The sequence below is a fragment of the Bradyrhizobium sp. JYMT SZCCT0180 genome, assembly GCF_018130165.1.
In the GTDB taxonomy this organism is placed as follows: domain Bacteria; phylum Pseudomonadota; class Alphaproteobacteria; order Rhizobiales; family Xanthobacteraceae; genus Bradyrhizobium.
Window position 1 is genome coordinate 131179 of sequence record NZ_JAFCLZ010000018.1, and the last position, 13558, is coordinate 144736.

Here is a 13558-nt window from a genome sequence, read left to right on the forward strand (position 1 = left end):
AGATGCGGCGCTCACAGCCTGGTCGCCGCACTGCTTCCAAGAATCGCGGCAATAGCGGAATTGCCCTCCGCTTCGAGCGCTGTGATGCGCTGCTGTGCCCAGAGATAGGCCGAGTCGAAAATCTCGGTGTGGCGTTCGAATTCGGTTACGCCGACTCCGGCCGGAATCGGTGGCCGCATGACGTGATCGAGCGGTGCGGCCGGGATCGTGTCATAGCGCTGGTGGGCGACGAGACTCCGCCACAGCACGTTGACCGCGTTGGGCGCCGCCGGAAGCAGCTTCTTGCGGAACGGTACCAGCATCGCGGCAGCCAGTTCCAGCCGGCCGGGCAGCGCCGCGTAGTCGACGTCAAACGTCTCGACCTCGGGTTCGCCGAAATGCACGACCAGATTGGGGCCGCCCTTGAGTTGGTGCATCGGATCCAGCGGGACGTTATCGATCAGGCATCCGTCGACCAGCATCGCGCCGTCCTTGGTGTAGAAGGGCGGCAACAGCCCGGGTATGGCGCTCGACGCGCGCACCGCCTGCCAGAGCAACCCTGACTGGATCAGTTCGAGGCAGTGCGTCGAAAGGTTGGTTGCGACCGCCGCGAAAGGCCGCCAGCAATCCTCGATCCTGCACTCCGCTCCGTATTGTTCGGCGAGCGCGCGATCGAACGCCTTGTGATCGAGCAGCGCGTATCGCGGCCAGGTCGGGCGGCGGAAGCTGCGGCTCTTCACGAAGATCTCATGGGCGCCGCGTTCGAGACGGTCAGCCTCGTAGTTCTTGGCGAAGCCGGCGGCCATGGCGGAGCCGACGCTGGTGCCGACAAAGATGTCGAACGTCACGCCGCGCTCGCGAAACGCCTTGTAGATGCCGGCATGGGCGGATCCGAAGCTGCCGCCTCCCGCGGCCACGAAACCAATCGCACGCCCGGACAGAAAACGGATCAGGCTGTGGATGTCGAGCTGATCCTCGAGCGCGACGTGGTGGTGCATGAAGCAGGGCAGGCGCGCGAGCCACGCCGTGGTGCCGCTGACTTCGCCGCTGCGGCGGTCATGGATGCGCACGATCCGCCGGGCCGACACCGGATGCACCTGGCAGGCGAAGGTTTCGATGTCGGTCAGGCCTTCCGCAGGCGCGTCTCCGCGACATGCCAGAACCACCATGTCCGCCTGCCGGATTGCCTTCCGCGTCCAGGCCGGCACCTCACCGCTGCCGAGATAGATCACGAGCGGCGAAACCTGTTCGAGCTTGTTGAGCCAGTCGGTGACCTCGGGGGCATCCAGCTCGCGGCCGGGAAACATCGAGCTGACGCGGGCCGGATCGACGATCTGGGCGTTGGTCCTGGCGAGGGTCTCGCGCATGCGTCGATAAAAGTCGGCTGGAATCGGCTCAAAGCCCCCATCGATCAGCGCCACCGTGCGCGCCATCGGCGAGGTGCGGGTCGTTGGAATCTGTTCCGTTCGCTTGGCAAACCGAAGCGCGAGCGCTGCAAGCAGCGCTTCGGCTATCGCCGGCGTGTTCTCCGCGAGGCTTTGGTAGGCGGCGCGCGTCAGCACGAGTACGCTGGTGTCGCGGATGGCGATCACATTGGCGGTACGGGCAAGGTTGGCGAAGAACCCGATCTCACCGACCAGTTCTCCGGCGCGCAGCTCGGCGATGGGGAGGGAGTCGCCGGTTCGGCGTACCGCGAGGGCACCGTGCAACACGATGTAGAGTGAGTCGGCAGGGTCCCCCTGCGCGACCAGCACTTCGCCGCGGACGAGGTCTTGCCGGACCATGGCATCAAAGGTCTTGAATCGCTGCTCCGGCGTGAGCGCCTTGAACAACGCGAGGTCCTCCGACAGCCTCCCCCACGCAAATACCGGACCTGGCTTACTCATCGGCGCCTTCCACTGCGAGGCTGTGATGCTATCGCCGAAGGGGCTGGACTGCGAGCGATATCAAGGTCCGCGTCGCTTGCTGCGGCAACTGTCGATGGCTGGGCGTGGCTCCGGACAGGCGGTAAAGGTCGATCGTTGCTGCGCAGCAAAACGCGATGCGGCACTGCAACGACCGTCCAAAACAAAAGAGACCGCCTGTGGAGGCGGTCTCTTCCGTGGCGTCAACGCCTTCAGCCCTTAGAAGGGGAAGATGTTGCGGATCAGGTTACGGAGCCAGCCGAGGCCGTCGCCCCCACCGGTGCCGTTGCCGCCGCCGCCGCCGGTGCCGCCACCGGTGCCGCTGCCGTGCCCGCCGGCGGGTTTGCCGCCGCTAACGATGGAAAGCGCTTCGTCGTTGAGAAGGTCGTGGTTCATGGTCGTCTCCTGTTCTGTAGCGAAGGGATGATCCGCTTCGTCTATGGTCAAGAGATTAAGACCCGTGCCCGGCCTGGCGCCGTGACTGGCATCACGCTGCGAAAGGCGTTCGTGCCGGGTGATTCATATCACTAAAGCAATTGGCGCTTGGCGAAGGATGCAAACATTCCCGGCGTGTTGCTGAGCTCGTCATAGCTTCCGGTCTGCACCACCTTGCCGTCGACCAGCACGATGATGCGATCCGCCTGGCGGACCGTGGAGAGCCGGTGCGCAATGACGATCCGCGTCACATTGAGGTTGCCGAGCGAGTTGCTGACGATCGCCTGCGACTGATTGTCGAGCGCACTCGTCGCCTCGTCAAACAGCAGAACACGCGGCCGGCGCGCGACCGCGCGGGCGATCATGATGCGCTGCCGCTGGCCGCCCGACAGCGTATTGACGCCCTCGGCGACCACGGTGTTCATGCCCATCGGCATCGCCTTGATGTCGTCCTCCAGGCCGGCGAGCCGCGCCGCCTCCCAGGCCTGGTCGAGCGGCAGCTGGACGCCGCCGCAAATATTGTCGTAGAGGCTGCCGGTTGCCAGCTTGCCGTTTTGCAGCACGACGCCGAGCTGGCGGCGCACCGCGCTGATGTCGAGCGTGTCGATGGCCTTTCCATCGAGGAACACCGTGCCGGACTCCGGCTTCTCGAACCCCAGCAGCAGTCGGAACAACGAGGACTTGCCGCTGCCTGACGGACCAACGATGGCGACGTATTCGCCTTGCGCGATTCGGAGCGAGACATTCTCGAGCACCGGCGGGCCACCTTGCGTATAGCGGAAGGTCACGCGCGACAGCTCGATCGTTCCGGACAGTTCGCCGGGGGATTTCCGTTCGTCCGACAGTTCGGCTGCCCCCGAAATCAGGGGCCGAAGGCGGGTGATACGGGGGATGGCGATCAAGGATTCGCTGATGCCGGATGCCCAGGCGCCGATCGAGGCCATCGATTGCCCGAACGCGGAAAAAAACGCCAGGAAGCCGCCGACGTCGAGCAGCAGCTTGCTCTGCAGATATGTCGCCGCCGCGAAGATGATGAGGGTGGCGATCAGCGGATATGCCGTCTCGAAAACGCCAAGGGCATTGGAGACCTTCTGCGACGAAATGAAATTGCGCTTCTGCCCGGCGAATTGCTTTGACCATACGGCAAGCGCACGCGCGGTCGCGTCGGCGACGCGCAGCTTTCCGATGCCGGCGATCAATTGCAGCACGAAGCCGTCGATCTTGCCCTGCTGGGTGAAATACTTGTTTTCGTAGTAGAGGCGCAGCGCGCTGGTGGCGACGATCAGCAGCGCCCGGATCAGGGTCAGCAACAGCGCGATCAATCCCAGCTTGACATCATAATAGAGCATCAGGGCAATGCTGAACCAGGCGAACACGCCCATCAGCATGCTGCGAAGCGCACGCCCGGTGAAGACCCGGCGCGCCGCGTCGATGCCCATCGAGCGGTCGACGAAATCGCCGACGGTGTATTCTCGAAACAGCGACGTCGGCAGCCTGAGTACCCGATCGATCACCGCGGCCTGCAGCCGCCAATCCATCAGGCCTTCGACTTTCAGCATCGCGAGCCCCTCCATCGTCTGGATGCTGGCGATAGCGATGGCCGTGACGGCGAGGGCGAGGGCGCAGAACGTGAGCTGATCGAGTTCGCTGCGGGGGATCACCGAATTGATCAGGACGTTGGTGATCAGCGGCGTCACCAGCGACAACAACCCGATCGCGACGATCGAAATCGCGATGCGAAGGAAGCTGCCGGTGGAGTGCCGGAACGAGAAGGTCAGCAGATCCCGAAACCGAAGCGGGCGGGCCGGAAGCGCCGGATAGAACGACACGGCCTCCGGCGCCAATTCCATGGCGACCGACCGGTCGACCGGCCGCCGCGTTCCCGTTGTTGTGTCGAGCATCACATAGCGGCGGTTTCCGCGGCGAATGAGCGCGACCGGATTTCGCGCCTCGCCGTACCATGCGACCAGCGGCCCGGCGTCCTCGGTCCACCACTCGCCCCGCAACAGCGTCCGGCGCACGCGCAAGCGTGCCGCGCGAGCGATCTCGACGGCACCGTTAAACCCGGCTTGGGCAAGGACGGAGCGGGGCGGGACGGAGAACGGCATCTTGATCGCTTCCACGACGATCCGGCAGGCGTTGAACAGGGGATCCGCCGAGTCGGTTGCCATCTCGGTGTGGGTGGAGCGCTGCACGACGACGTCGGAAAGGCGTTCAAAGGATTCCGCAGTCTGCGTTGTGATCAATTCGGTGCGAAGCACCAGACGCCGTGCCTCGCGCTCGACGTCGCGCGCCAGATATTCCCTGATGCAGCTGGCCACGCTGAGATGGAACTGGTCGATGGCACGCCACAATTGGTCGGCGTCCGGCATCGTCTCACTGCCGAGTGCACTGCAGCCCGATTGACCCGCCTCGATCCACATGCCTGACGTCATCGGCAGTGGGGGTCCGTCAGCGGTGATCGACGGTTCAAGCCCCATCGGCTTTGCCGTCCCGGCTTGCAGGGAGACCCAGACGATGCTGCGCGCGGGGCCGCGGCGCCGTTCGCCCGGCGGGATCTCGGCCGCGCCATCGCTCGCGACTTCGAGCATGTCCCAGCTCGGGTTGGGTCCGGCGATCAGCCGCGCAAGCCGCCTGATCCAGGTGTTGACCGGGTCCGGAGACTGAACGTCCATGCGCGGCACAAGCAGGGCTTCGGTGCCGGGGCTTCCGACCGCGAGCACTTGAATCTGCGGATCCGACCGGTTGAAGCCTTCCTGCAGATCGAGAATGATCTCTCCACTCTCGGCCCGAAACAGATGGTGCCGGGCGCCGTCGGTACTGCCTTCGACAACCCGGACCGCGAAGACATCGACATGCCCCGCGGTGATCTGGAGCGCATAGCCGCGGTGATCAAGCAGCTTTGGATGCCGTCCATCGAATGCGATGTGGACCGCCGGATGGGCGGTCGCTTCCTGATTGGCCATCGCGTGGGCCTGCTGGAGGAGAGATTCACTCATTCCTGCGCCACTAGTCTTGCGTACGTGCCCTGAAGGCCCATCAGTTGTTCGTGGGTGCCCCGCTCGACGATCTTGCCCTGCTGCAGCACGATGATCTCGTCGCAGTCACGGATGGTGCTGAGGCGGTGCGCGATGATGATGCAGGTGCAGCCGCGCCGCCGCAGGTTGTCATCGATGATCTTTTCGGTGATCGGATCGAGCGCGCCGGTGGCTTCATCGAGCACCAGGATGGAGGGATTGGAAACCAGCGCCCGGGCGATCTCGATCCGCTGGCGCTGGCCGCCGCTGAAATTGGTGCCGCCCTCGTTGATATAGCAGTCGTAGTTTCCCGTTCGCGTCGCGATGTCTTCGTGGATCACGGCATCCTTCAATGCCTGCGAAAGGTCGGCCTCGGTGATGGTCGAGTCCCACAGCGTGAGGTTTTCGCGTGCCGTCCCCTCGAACAGGAAGATGTCCTGGTCGACATAGGTGATCGAATTAGCAAACACCTGCGGCGGGATCTCCGGCAGATTCCATCCGTCGACGCGAACCTCGCCGGCCCAGGGTTTGTAGAGACCGCAAATCAGCTTTCCGAGGGTCGATTTTCCACTACCGGAAGCGCCGACAAGGGCCACCCGCGAACCCGGATGGATGTCGATCGAGATGTCGTCCAGCAGCGGCGGCTCCAGAATCGAGTAGCCGAATTTGATATTGCTGAGCTCGACCCGGCCGGTCAGTTTTGGCGGAAAGCGCTCCGGCGCGATCGTTGGCTTGTCCGACTTTCCGAGCGGATAGTTGTAGACGTCTTCCAGGCGCTCCAGCCCGCCCTTGATGGTCTGCACGTTGCCGAAATAATTGACGAGTTCGGTCACCGGTTCGGAGAAGCTTGCCATCAGGGACTGGAAGGCGACGAGGCCTCCGAGGGTCAGCGATCCCTCGATGACGCGCAGGCCGCCAACACCGAGAATCGCGGCCACGGTCAGTCCCGTGAACAGCGTCGGCAGCATATCAAGATAGATCGAGGAGGCGCCGAGTTCCTGCTCAGCGTTCAATGCCTTGGCCTGGATGCCGGCCCATTGGCCGAACGCCTCGTCCTCCAGGCCGCTGGCCTTGAGGGTTTCGATGCTGCGCACCGCGCTGACGGTGGAGCCGACAAGCTTGCCTTGCTCCAGCGCGAGACTGCGGCTGAGGTCTTCGCGACGTCCTCCGATGAACTTCAACGCCAGCACGTTCGCCAGCGTCATGCTCACGCCAATGATGGCCAGCGGAAGATCGTAGATGGCCATCGCCGCGGCGAAGAAGACGATCGACGTCAGATTGAGCGCATTCGATGCGACGCCGCTCGAGAGCAGGCGGCCGATCTGCTCGTTCGCGCCCACGCGGTTGGAGATATCGCCGGCGTGACGCTGGGTGAAGAACTCGACCGGCAGCGCCATGACATGCCAGAGAAAGCGGCTGACCATCACGACCGAAAGCTTGGTCTGCAGCCGGAGCAGCAGCGATTGGCGCACCAGCGTCAGCAGCGCGCGGATGATCGCGGTCAAGGCCATGCCGATCAAGAGCGGAATAAACCAGCTGCTGGTGCGCTGGATCAGGATGTTGTCGATGAATATTTTCGAAAAGCCGGCAGCGACGATGGCGGGCACCACCAGCGCGAGGCTTACGAGCACCAGCAGGCCGACGGGCGTCTTCGAGGAGCGCAATTCGCGCAGCAGCAATCGCAAGCCTTGCGGCTTGCTGCCCGACCGCTGGAATTCAGCCGTCGGCTCCATGGTGAGCGCAACGCCGGTGAAGGCGAGGTCGAGCTCGGCCATATCGGTGCGCCGGCGTCCGGTCGCGGGATCATTGATGTAAACGTCGTTGCCGTCGATCCCTTCGAGCACCACGAAATGATTGAAATTCCAATGGATGATGCACGGCATCGGCAGTTCGTGCAGCGTCGTCGGCTCCTTGCGAAAACCCTTGGCATCGAAACCAAAGGTGCGCGCCGCCCGGACGATGTTGCTTGCCTTGCTGCCGTCGCGCGAGACGCCGCACGAAACGCGAAGCTGCTCCAGTGGAATCCACGCGCCGTGGTGCGCGAGCACCATCGCCAGCGCCGCCGCGCCGCACTCGACGGCCTCCATCTGAAGAATGGTCGGTGTCTTCTTGACGTTCCGGCGCCAAAACAGCCTTCGGAACCGGTGCCAGAGGGAAGGCGGCCGGAACTGTGGCGGAAGCGGTTGCTGCGGCGGGGCGCTATCCATCTATTCCGGTCAACCGCCTGATGAGGGGCACCACCAGGTCGAGCGGGCGTTGCCGTCGTGTGGTGATCTCCGCGCGCGTCAGCGTTCCGCTGCTGAGGCGGATCGGCGGCCCCTGTCCAACCGCCCAGCGGTATCCGCTCACGGTTTCGGGGTCCTGCTCCAGGCTGACCGTTGCGGCGTAGGCGGCTCCTTCCTTTGAAAACCGGGTAACCAGATTGTCGTTGTGGAGTACGGCTGCCATGCCCTGCGGCGTCATCGGGAAATCCGAGATCGTCACGACGGTGCCGACCATGGTCCCGAATTCCTCGCGCTTCACCGTGCTTGGCTCGATGCGGACCGGCATTCCGAGCTTGACGTTCTTGCCGCGCTCGGCGGGAATATAGATCAGGGCTTCCAGCTTCTGGCCCTCGCTTTCGATCGCGACGACAGGTGCGCCGACCGCAAGCACGGCGCCCGCGGAGACCTTGATTTCGAGCACGCGACCATCGACCGGGCTGACGATTTTGGTGTTCAGGGTCAGCAGCCCCGCCGCGGAATCCATCTGCCGGCGGGCGTCATTGAGAGCAAACTCCGATGTCTGGGTCTCGCGTTCGCGCTGGGTTTCCAGGTCGGTCTGTGTCGTCCGGAGCTTCAGGATCTCGTTGAACGTATCTTCTTTTCGTTGCTGGGCGTCGGTGAGGTCACGGCGCCGCTCCTCAAGCGTGCGCCGCGTCGTCAATCCCTTCGTCATCAAATCCTCGAGGGTTTTGACATCGTTCGTCAGATAGTCGATGCGCTGCGTGGTCGCCTTGATGACCTGGTTGAACGCGGCTTCGAGCTTCGCAAAATTCTGCGCCTTCGACGCGAGCTCGCGCTTGGTTTTGTCGATCAGGTCGGCGTGCTGGCGTTCCTTCTCGCGGAAGACCTCGACGGCAGCCTGGTGGCGTTGCTGGATATCGGTCTGAACGATCTCCGCGATCGGTTGTCCCTGGGTAACGCGGTCGCCGACCATGACGCTGATGGTCGCCAACCTGCCGGCGGCGGCAGAAGACGCCTCGACGACACGGCCGCCACCGCTGATCAGAATGCCCTGGCCTTCAGCACGGGTAGGGACGCGGCCGACAATGCCCCATGTGATCGCAGCGACAAGGGCGATGCAAATGGCGAAAACCAGCATCCAGTCGAACGGTCTGGTAATGCGGACGAGATGGTCAAGCTGTTCGGGTGATGCGGCGCGCTGCAGCGCGACGGCGCGAAATGTCCGCTGCGAGAGATCGGTCATTTTCCCGGGTCCGTAACCAAACCGGGGATGGCCTCCCCAGCCGCGAGCGGTCGCTGATTTTTCTCATCACGCACAGCTCTATTCCTCTCGGGGCAGATAATACACAAAAGAGGATGCAGAACAACCAAACGGGCCTGCCCACCCACGCCGGAACGCGCGTTCGTCGTGCAAAAATGACGCAGGCCAGCTCCGGTCCGCCCTAGCAGCGCATGCAATCGCGAACTATGCTTGGCCACCAGGTCCGAGGCTGATCCAATGGGCGTAACCGCCGTCTGGAAAATGATTGGCAGAGTGGCGGTGGGCGGCAAGAAACCCGCTTGCGCGCCTGATGGGCGATCCATAACCGGCCTGCGTCGCGAATGGGTGCGGCCGCTCGCCCTCGGCACCATGATGCTCCTGCTGGGGCCGAACGTGTCCAGCAGCGGCGTCCTCAGCGAAAGCGATTTCAAAAAGGTCGAAGCCATAAAGCCGCTATTCCAGAACTTGATGGGTGATCTCGTTCAGACCGCCAAGCGACCCGATATTTCCACTGGCGATGCCGATTGCATTACGTCGACAATCCGAGAACTGCTTCAGATCTCCGAGGAGCTTTCGAGTTACGAATATCTCATCACGATCGAAAAGGAGATCACTGACTTTGGCGAAAACAGCCCGGTGAAGGGCGTCGTCAAATTCGCGATCGAAAAGACGAATACGATTCTTGCCGAGGAACGAAAACGATTGGTTCAGTTGTCGGACCGCTGTTCGCGCTTCCCGCTGGCCTTCGGCAAAACGCAGCAGGCGCTGCAGTTCATCGATACGACAACCAACCTTCTCAATTCCATTCAGGTACGTTTGTGAACTAGTCCACTAGTGCCATCATACAGCTTCAAGCCACAGCCACTGTGATGCGTGTCACAAACTCAAGCCATCGCTACGGCTCGGCTATTGGCGGAGCGCGTTCGCCTTGGCGTGCGCCAGTTACCCTACGATCGCCATCAAGGGGGCAACGAGTCGGCCGCGCGGTGCCAGGTCTAAATGGCCGGCTTTGCCCAGTTTTGATACATCTTCAGCAGCGCCACGATATCCTGGCCGCGAAAGCCTTCGGCCAGCGCCAGGGCGTAGAGTTCGCGGGTCGCGGAAGCCGACGGTGTGGGCATCCGGGTCATTCGCCCGAGTTCGACCGCGAGCGCAAGGTCCTTCTCGCCCAGCTCCATCTTGAACCCCGGCGAGAAGTCCCCCTTGATCGCGTTCGGAAAGCGCTTGGTGAAGTGATGCGAGCGGCCCCCGCTGACCGACAGAACGTCATAGAGTTTGTCCGGCTCGACGCCGGCGGCCACGCCGAGCGCGAAGGCCTCCGCCGCGACCAGGACGTTGCCCATCGACATCATGTTGTTGACGATCTTGACGACCTTGGCGGTACCGACCGGGCCGGTGTACTTCCAGTTGTTGCCGAGCAGTTTCAGGATCGGCTCGGCGCGGGTCACGTCGGCCTTGTCGCCGCCGGCGATCAGGATCAGCTTGCCGGCACGCGCCTCGTTCGGGCTGCCGCTGACCGGACAATCGACCACCGCGATCCCTTTGGCGGCCGCTGCCTCGGCGGCCTGCCGCATCGTCTGCGGATCGATGGTGCTCAGCTCGATGCACAGGGTGCCCTTGGCCGCGTGGGCGACGATGCCGTTGGCGCCTAGCCAGGCTTCCGTCACCGCTTTCGGATCGGGCAGGCTGGTCAGTACGATTCCGCGGCCCGAGAGCGCTTCGGCGATGCTCGATGCCATCCGAAAGCCGTCCTTGGTCAGGCGCGCCCGCTGATCGGCGTTGACGTCATAACCGACGACGTCGCGGTTGGACTCCCTCAGTCGCCCCGCCATCCCCGATCCCATCTGCCCCATTCCGATGATGGCGACCTTCTCAGACATGGCTTTCTCCCGTTTGTTTTGTTGCGAGCCATCACTGCGGAAAACTCTTCGGTGCATCCTATACAGGCGCGTTGGTGCCAAAGCGACGCTGCAGCCCCGCCAGCGGCGCAAAGGCGTGCGCCGTCGGCGCATGGTGTGGAGCATTGTACGTCGGGTCCCTGCAGGGCGTGGCGCCCATTGGCGCGCAGCCAAATCAGGGATTACAGCGGGGTTGATGACGGCTGACTTCCGGGATTAGCCGCAAACCGGACATGCTGCCGAGATGCCAAAATCGACGTGATTGCCCCGATAGTAAGCGACTTTGCCCGTTGAATGTGAACCGGAACGCCAAGTACCGACACATATCTCAGGATTTCAAAGTTCGCCCAGGGAAATGGCATGAGGCCCACGGATTGGAGATTCTGGAGCGCGCTTTTTGCCGCCACGATATTCCTGGGTTATTCAGCCACATTCCTGGGTTATTCAGCCGCCGCTGATCAGTGTGATTCTGCGCAGGACCCCGAGGCTGCGATCGCTGACTGTACCCGGGGCATCAAGTCGGGGAAATCGAAAGGGCGCGATCTGGCGGCTTACTACAACAATCGCGCTGTCGCTTATCGCGCCAGGGGTGACAACGACCGCGCCATCGCCGACCTGAATGAGGCGATCCGGCTCGATTCGAAATTGGCCATGGCCTTCAACAATCGAGGTGCCGCTCACAACGAACAGGGCGACAACGACCGCGCCATCGCCGACTTGAATGAGGCGATCCGGCTCGACCCAAAATTCACCATGGCCTTCAACAATCGAGGCAACGCCTACAACGCCAAGGGCGACAACGACCGCGCCATCGCCGACTTCAATGAGGCGATCCGGCTCGACCCCAAACTCGCCAGGGCCTTCCAAAATCGGGGTAGCACCTACCACGACAAGGGCGATAACGACCGCGCCATAGTCGACTACAATGAGGCGATCCGGCTCGAACCCAAACACGCCAGGGCCTTCCTCGGTCGAGGTATCGCCTTCGGCGCCAAGGCTGACAACGACCGCGCCATCGCTGACTTCAATGAGGCGATCCGACTCGATCCCAAATCCGACATGGCCTTCGACAAGCGAGGCAACGTTTATCTCGAACAGGGCGACCTCGACCGCGCCATCGCCGACTACAGTGAGGCGATCCGGATCGATCCCGAAGATGCCAGCTTCTTCAACAGGCGAGGTAGCGCTTATCGCGCCAGGGGCGACCATGACCGCGCCGTCGCCGACTACAACGCGGCGATCCGGCTCGATCCAAAGTCAGTCAAGGCTTTCGTCGGCCGAGGTGTTACTTATCACGCCAAGGGCGACCTCGACCGCGCGATCACCGACTACAATGAGGCGACCCGGCTCAATCCGAAATCCCCGCTGGCCTACTTTGCTCGCGGCCGTTCATATCTCCTTGCTGGCTCGGCCGAAAAGGCGCTGGCCGACCTCACCCAGGCAAGTGCGCATGCACCGGACAATGCCTATCTGGCCTTGTGGGTCGAGATCGCCAGTCAGCGGAACAATCTCCCGAGCCGTCTGGCGCAAACCAGTTCCGGGGTCGACATGAACGTCTGGCCGGCGCCTGTCATCAGATTGTTCATGGGCCAGATAACGCCCGCTGCTGCACTTGCTGCCGCAGACCATCGTGACGCCGGCAGGAAGAGGGGGCAGGTCTGCGAGGCGAATTTCTACGGTGGCGAGCTCTCGCTGACGAAGGGGTTGAAAGATGAAGCAACCCGCCTTTTCCGCCTGGCGGCAAGCGATTGCCCGCGCAGTTTCCACGAGTGGGAGGCCGCCAACGCCGAGTTGAAGGCGCTCGGCGTGGTTCCATGAGCGAGGGTCCAGGCTCTGGGGCGTGTACCCATTGATCACGCTGCACTTGATGTCTGCTGTGCTACCGATAAGCGGACGTAGTCTGACATCGCTTGTGGGCCAATTCACGCCGTTTACGAAATTAGCTCCGCCGTGTCCGTTGTTCGACAGATAGCGAACCACTGCGTGATGGCGGCTGACGATGTAGCATCGCGGTAAGCCGAATCACTGGAATGGATTCATCTCGAAATGATGAGCTCGCAGCGCAACCTTGTAGCAGCGCTGGTTAACGCCATCGCGCTGGACTTGGCAGCACCCGTCCGGATTGCGTTGAGCGATGGGGGAGAACCCGTCGAAATTGGTCGATCAAGTGCCGATGGGCACTCCGGACAAATCTGTTCGTGGGCACTTGTTAGCCATTTCAAGACCGCCGTGAGCGAGTTGAAGCCGTTTGGTGTATTCGAGCCAACTGGAAATTCCTATCGTCTGTGCTTGAGCGTGAATGAGCTGGACGCGCACGTGCTGGCTCAGTTCCCGGACGTTACTGTTGATTTGCACAAGTTGATCTCGGCCTTTTTGGGATTGGCCTGCGACCAGTACGGCTTGCTTCCGTCGAGCAGGAACTGGTTTACGCCGCGTGAGGAGTATCTCATCCTAATGCGCCGCTTTGCCGAGCATGGATATGCAGGACAGTTGAACGGCCGCTTCCGCTGGACTGACAAAGTTGGGGCCGCGATGTTCGCGGCGTGCAGGTGGAGCGAGGAAAAAGAGGATCATGAAGATCTGGCGAACGGCTTGCACGAAAGAATGTGGGACACAATGCCAGCGAGCGCCAAGCTGCGCTATTTCTTGGGTGAGTTCAATCCTATCGCTGCCGCAAGCTACGTGGGCCAATGCTGGGATGGCGAAAAATGGACTAGCGAAGATCCTGACCAATCATGCGAGTGGTGGAAACTTGATGCCACGGCATACTCGCTTTTCGCGAGGTTCGTGGAACCATATCGTCAGTAGAGGACCTGGCTCTGGAAAATGGCTGTTGCGT

At 62.4% G+C, this 13558-nt stretch carries 9 protein-coding genes; 3 read left to right on the top strand and 6 right to left on the bottom strand.

From position 1 onward, the window contains the following. Positions 1–11: 11 nt before the first annotated feature. The 5 genes from JQ641_RS25640 to JQ641_RS25660 form a co-directional block, all read right to left on the bottom strand. Positions 12–1865, bottom strand: coding sequence for a patatin-like phospholipase family protein (locus JQ641_RS25640; protein WP_211998659.1), 1854 nt, complete (start codon positions 1863–1865; stop codon positions 12–14). Between the two features lie 237 nt (positions 1866–2102). Next, positions 2103–2279, bottom strand: coding sequence for a hypothetical protein (locus tag JQ641_RS25645; RefSeq protein WP_211998660.1), 177 nt, complete (start codon positions 2277–2279; stop codon positions 2103–2105). Between the two features lie 131 nt (positions 2280–2410). Then, a complete protein-coding gene (locus tag JQ641_RS25650; protein ID WP_249150668.1) occupies positions 2411–5317 on the bottom strand; it encodes an NHLP bacteriocin export ABC transporter permease/ATPase subunit in 2907 nt (968 codons plus the stop codon). Further along, positions 5314–7467, bottom strand: a complete 2154-nt coding sequence (locus tag JQ641_RS25655; RefSeq protein WP_502754993.1) for an NHLP family bacteriocin export ABC transporter peptidase/permease/ATPase subunit — start codon at positions 7465–7467, stop codon at positions 5314–5316. Before JQ641_RS25655 ends, JQ641_RS25650 begins: the two co-directional genes overlap by 4 nt. Before the next feature lie 67 nt (positions 7468–7534). After that, on the bottom strand, positions 7535–8803 hold the full coding sequence (locus JQ641_RS25660) for an NHLP bacteriocin system secretion protein (protein ID WP_211998662.1): 1269 nt from the start codon (positions 8801–8803) through the stop codon (positions 7535–7537). A 255-nt stretch (positions 8804–9058) separates the two neighbouring features. Here JQ641_RS25660 and JQ641_RS25665 point away from each other — a divergent pair, with 255 nt between their 5' ends. Then, positions 9059–9643 carry a hypothetical protein gene (locus JQ641_RS25665; RefSeq protein ID WP_249150670.1) on the top strand — a complete coding sequence of 195 codons (585 nt, stop codon included), beginning with the start codon at positions 9059–9061 and terminating at the stop codon, positions 9641–9643. Positions 9644–9816: 173 nt separating this feature from the next. Here JQ641_RS25665 and JQ641_RS25670 read toward each other — a convergent pair whose 3' ends face one another. Beyond that, positions 9817–10845, bottom strand: coding sequence for an NAD(P)-dependent oxidoreductase (locus JQ641_RS25670; RefSeq protein ID WP_349628620.1), 1029 nt, complete (start codon positions 10843–10845; stop codon positions 9817–9819). Positions 10846–11079: 234 nt separating this feature from the next. Between JQ641_RS25670 and JQ641_RS25675 the strand changes: the two genes are divergently transcribed. Both JQ641_RS25675 and JQ641_RS25680 read left to right on the top strand, forming a co-directional pair. Beyond that, on the top strand, positions 11080–12537 hold the full coding sequence (locus JQ641_RS25675; RefSeq protein WP_211998664.1) for a tetratricopeptide repeat protein: 1458 nt from the start codon (positions 11080–11082) through the stop codon (positions 12535–12537). A 228-nt stretch (positions 12538–12765) separates the two neighbouring features. After that, a complete protein-coding gene (locus JQ641_RS25680) occupies positions 12766–13527 on the top strand; it encodes a hypothetical protein (RefSeq protein WP_211998665.1) in 762 nt (253 codons plus the stop codon). The last annotated feature ends 31 nt before the right edge of the window (positions 13528–13558 follow it).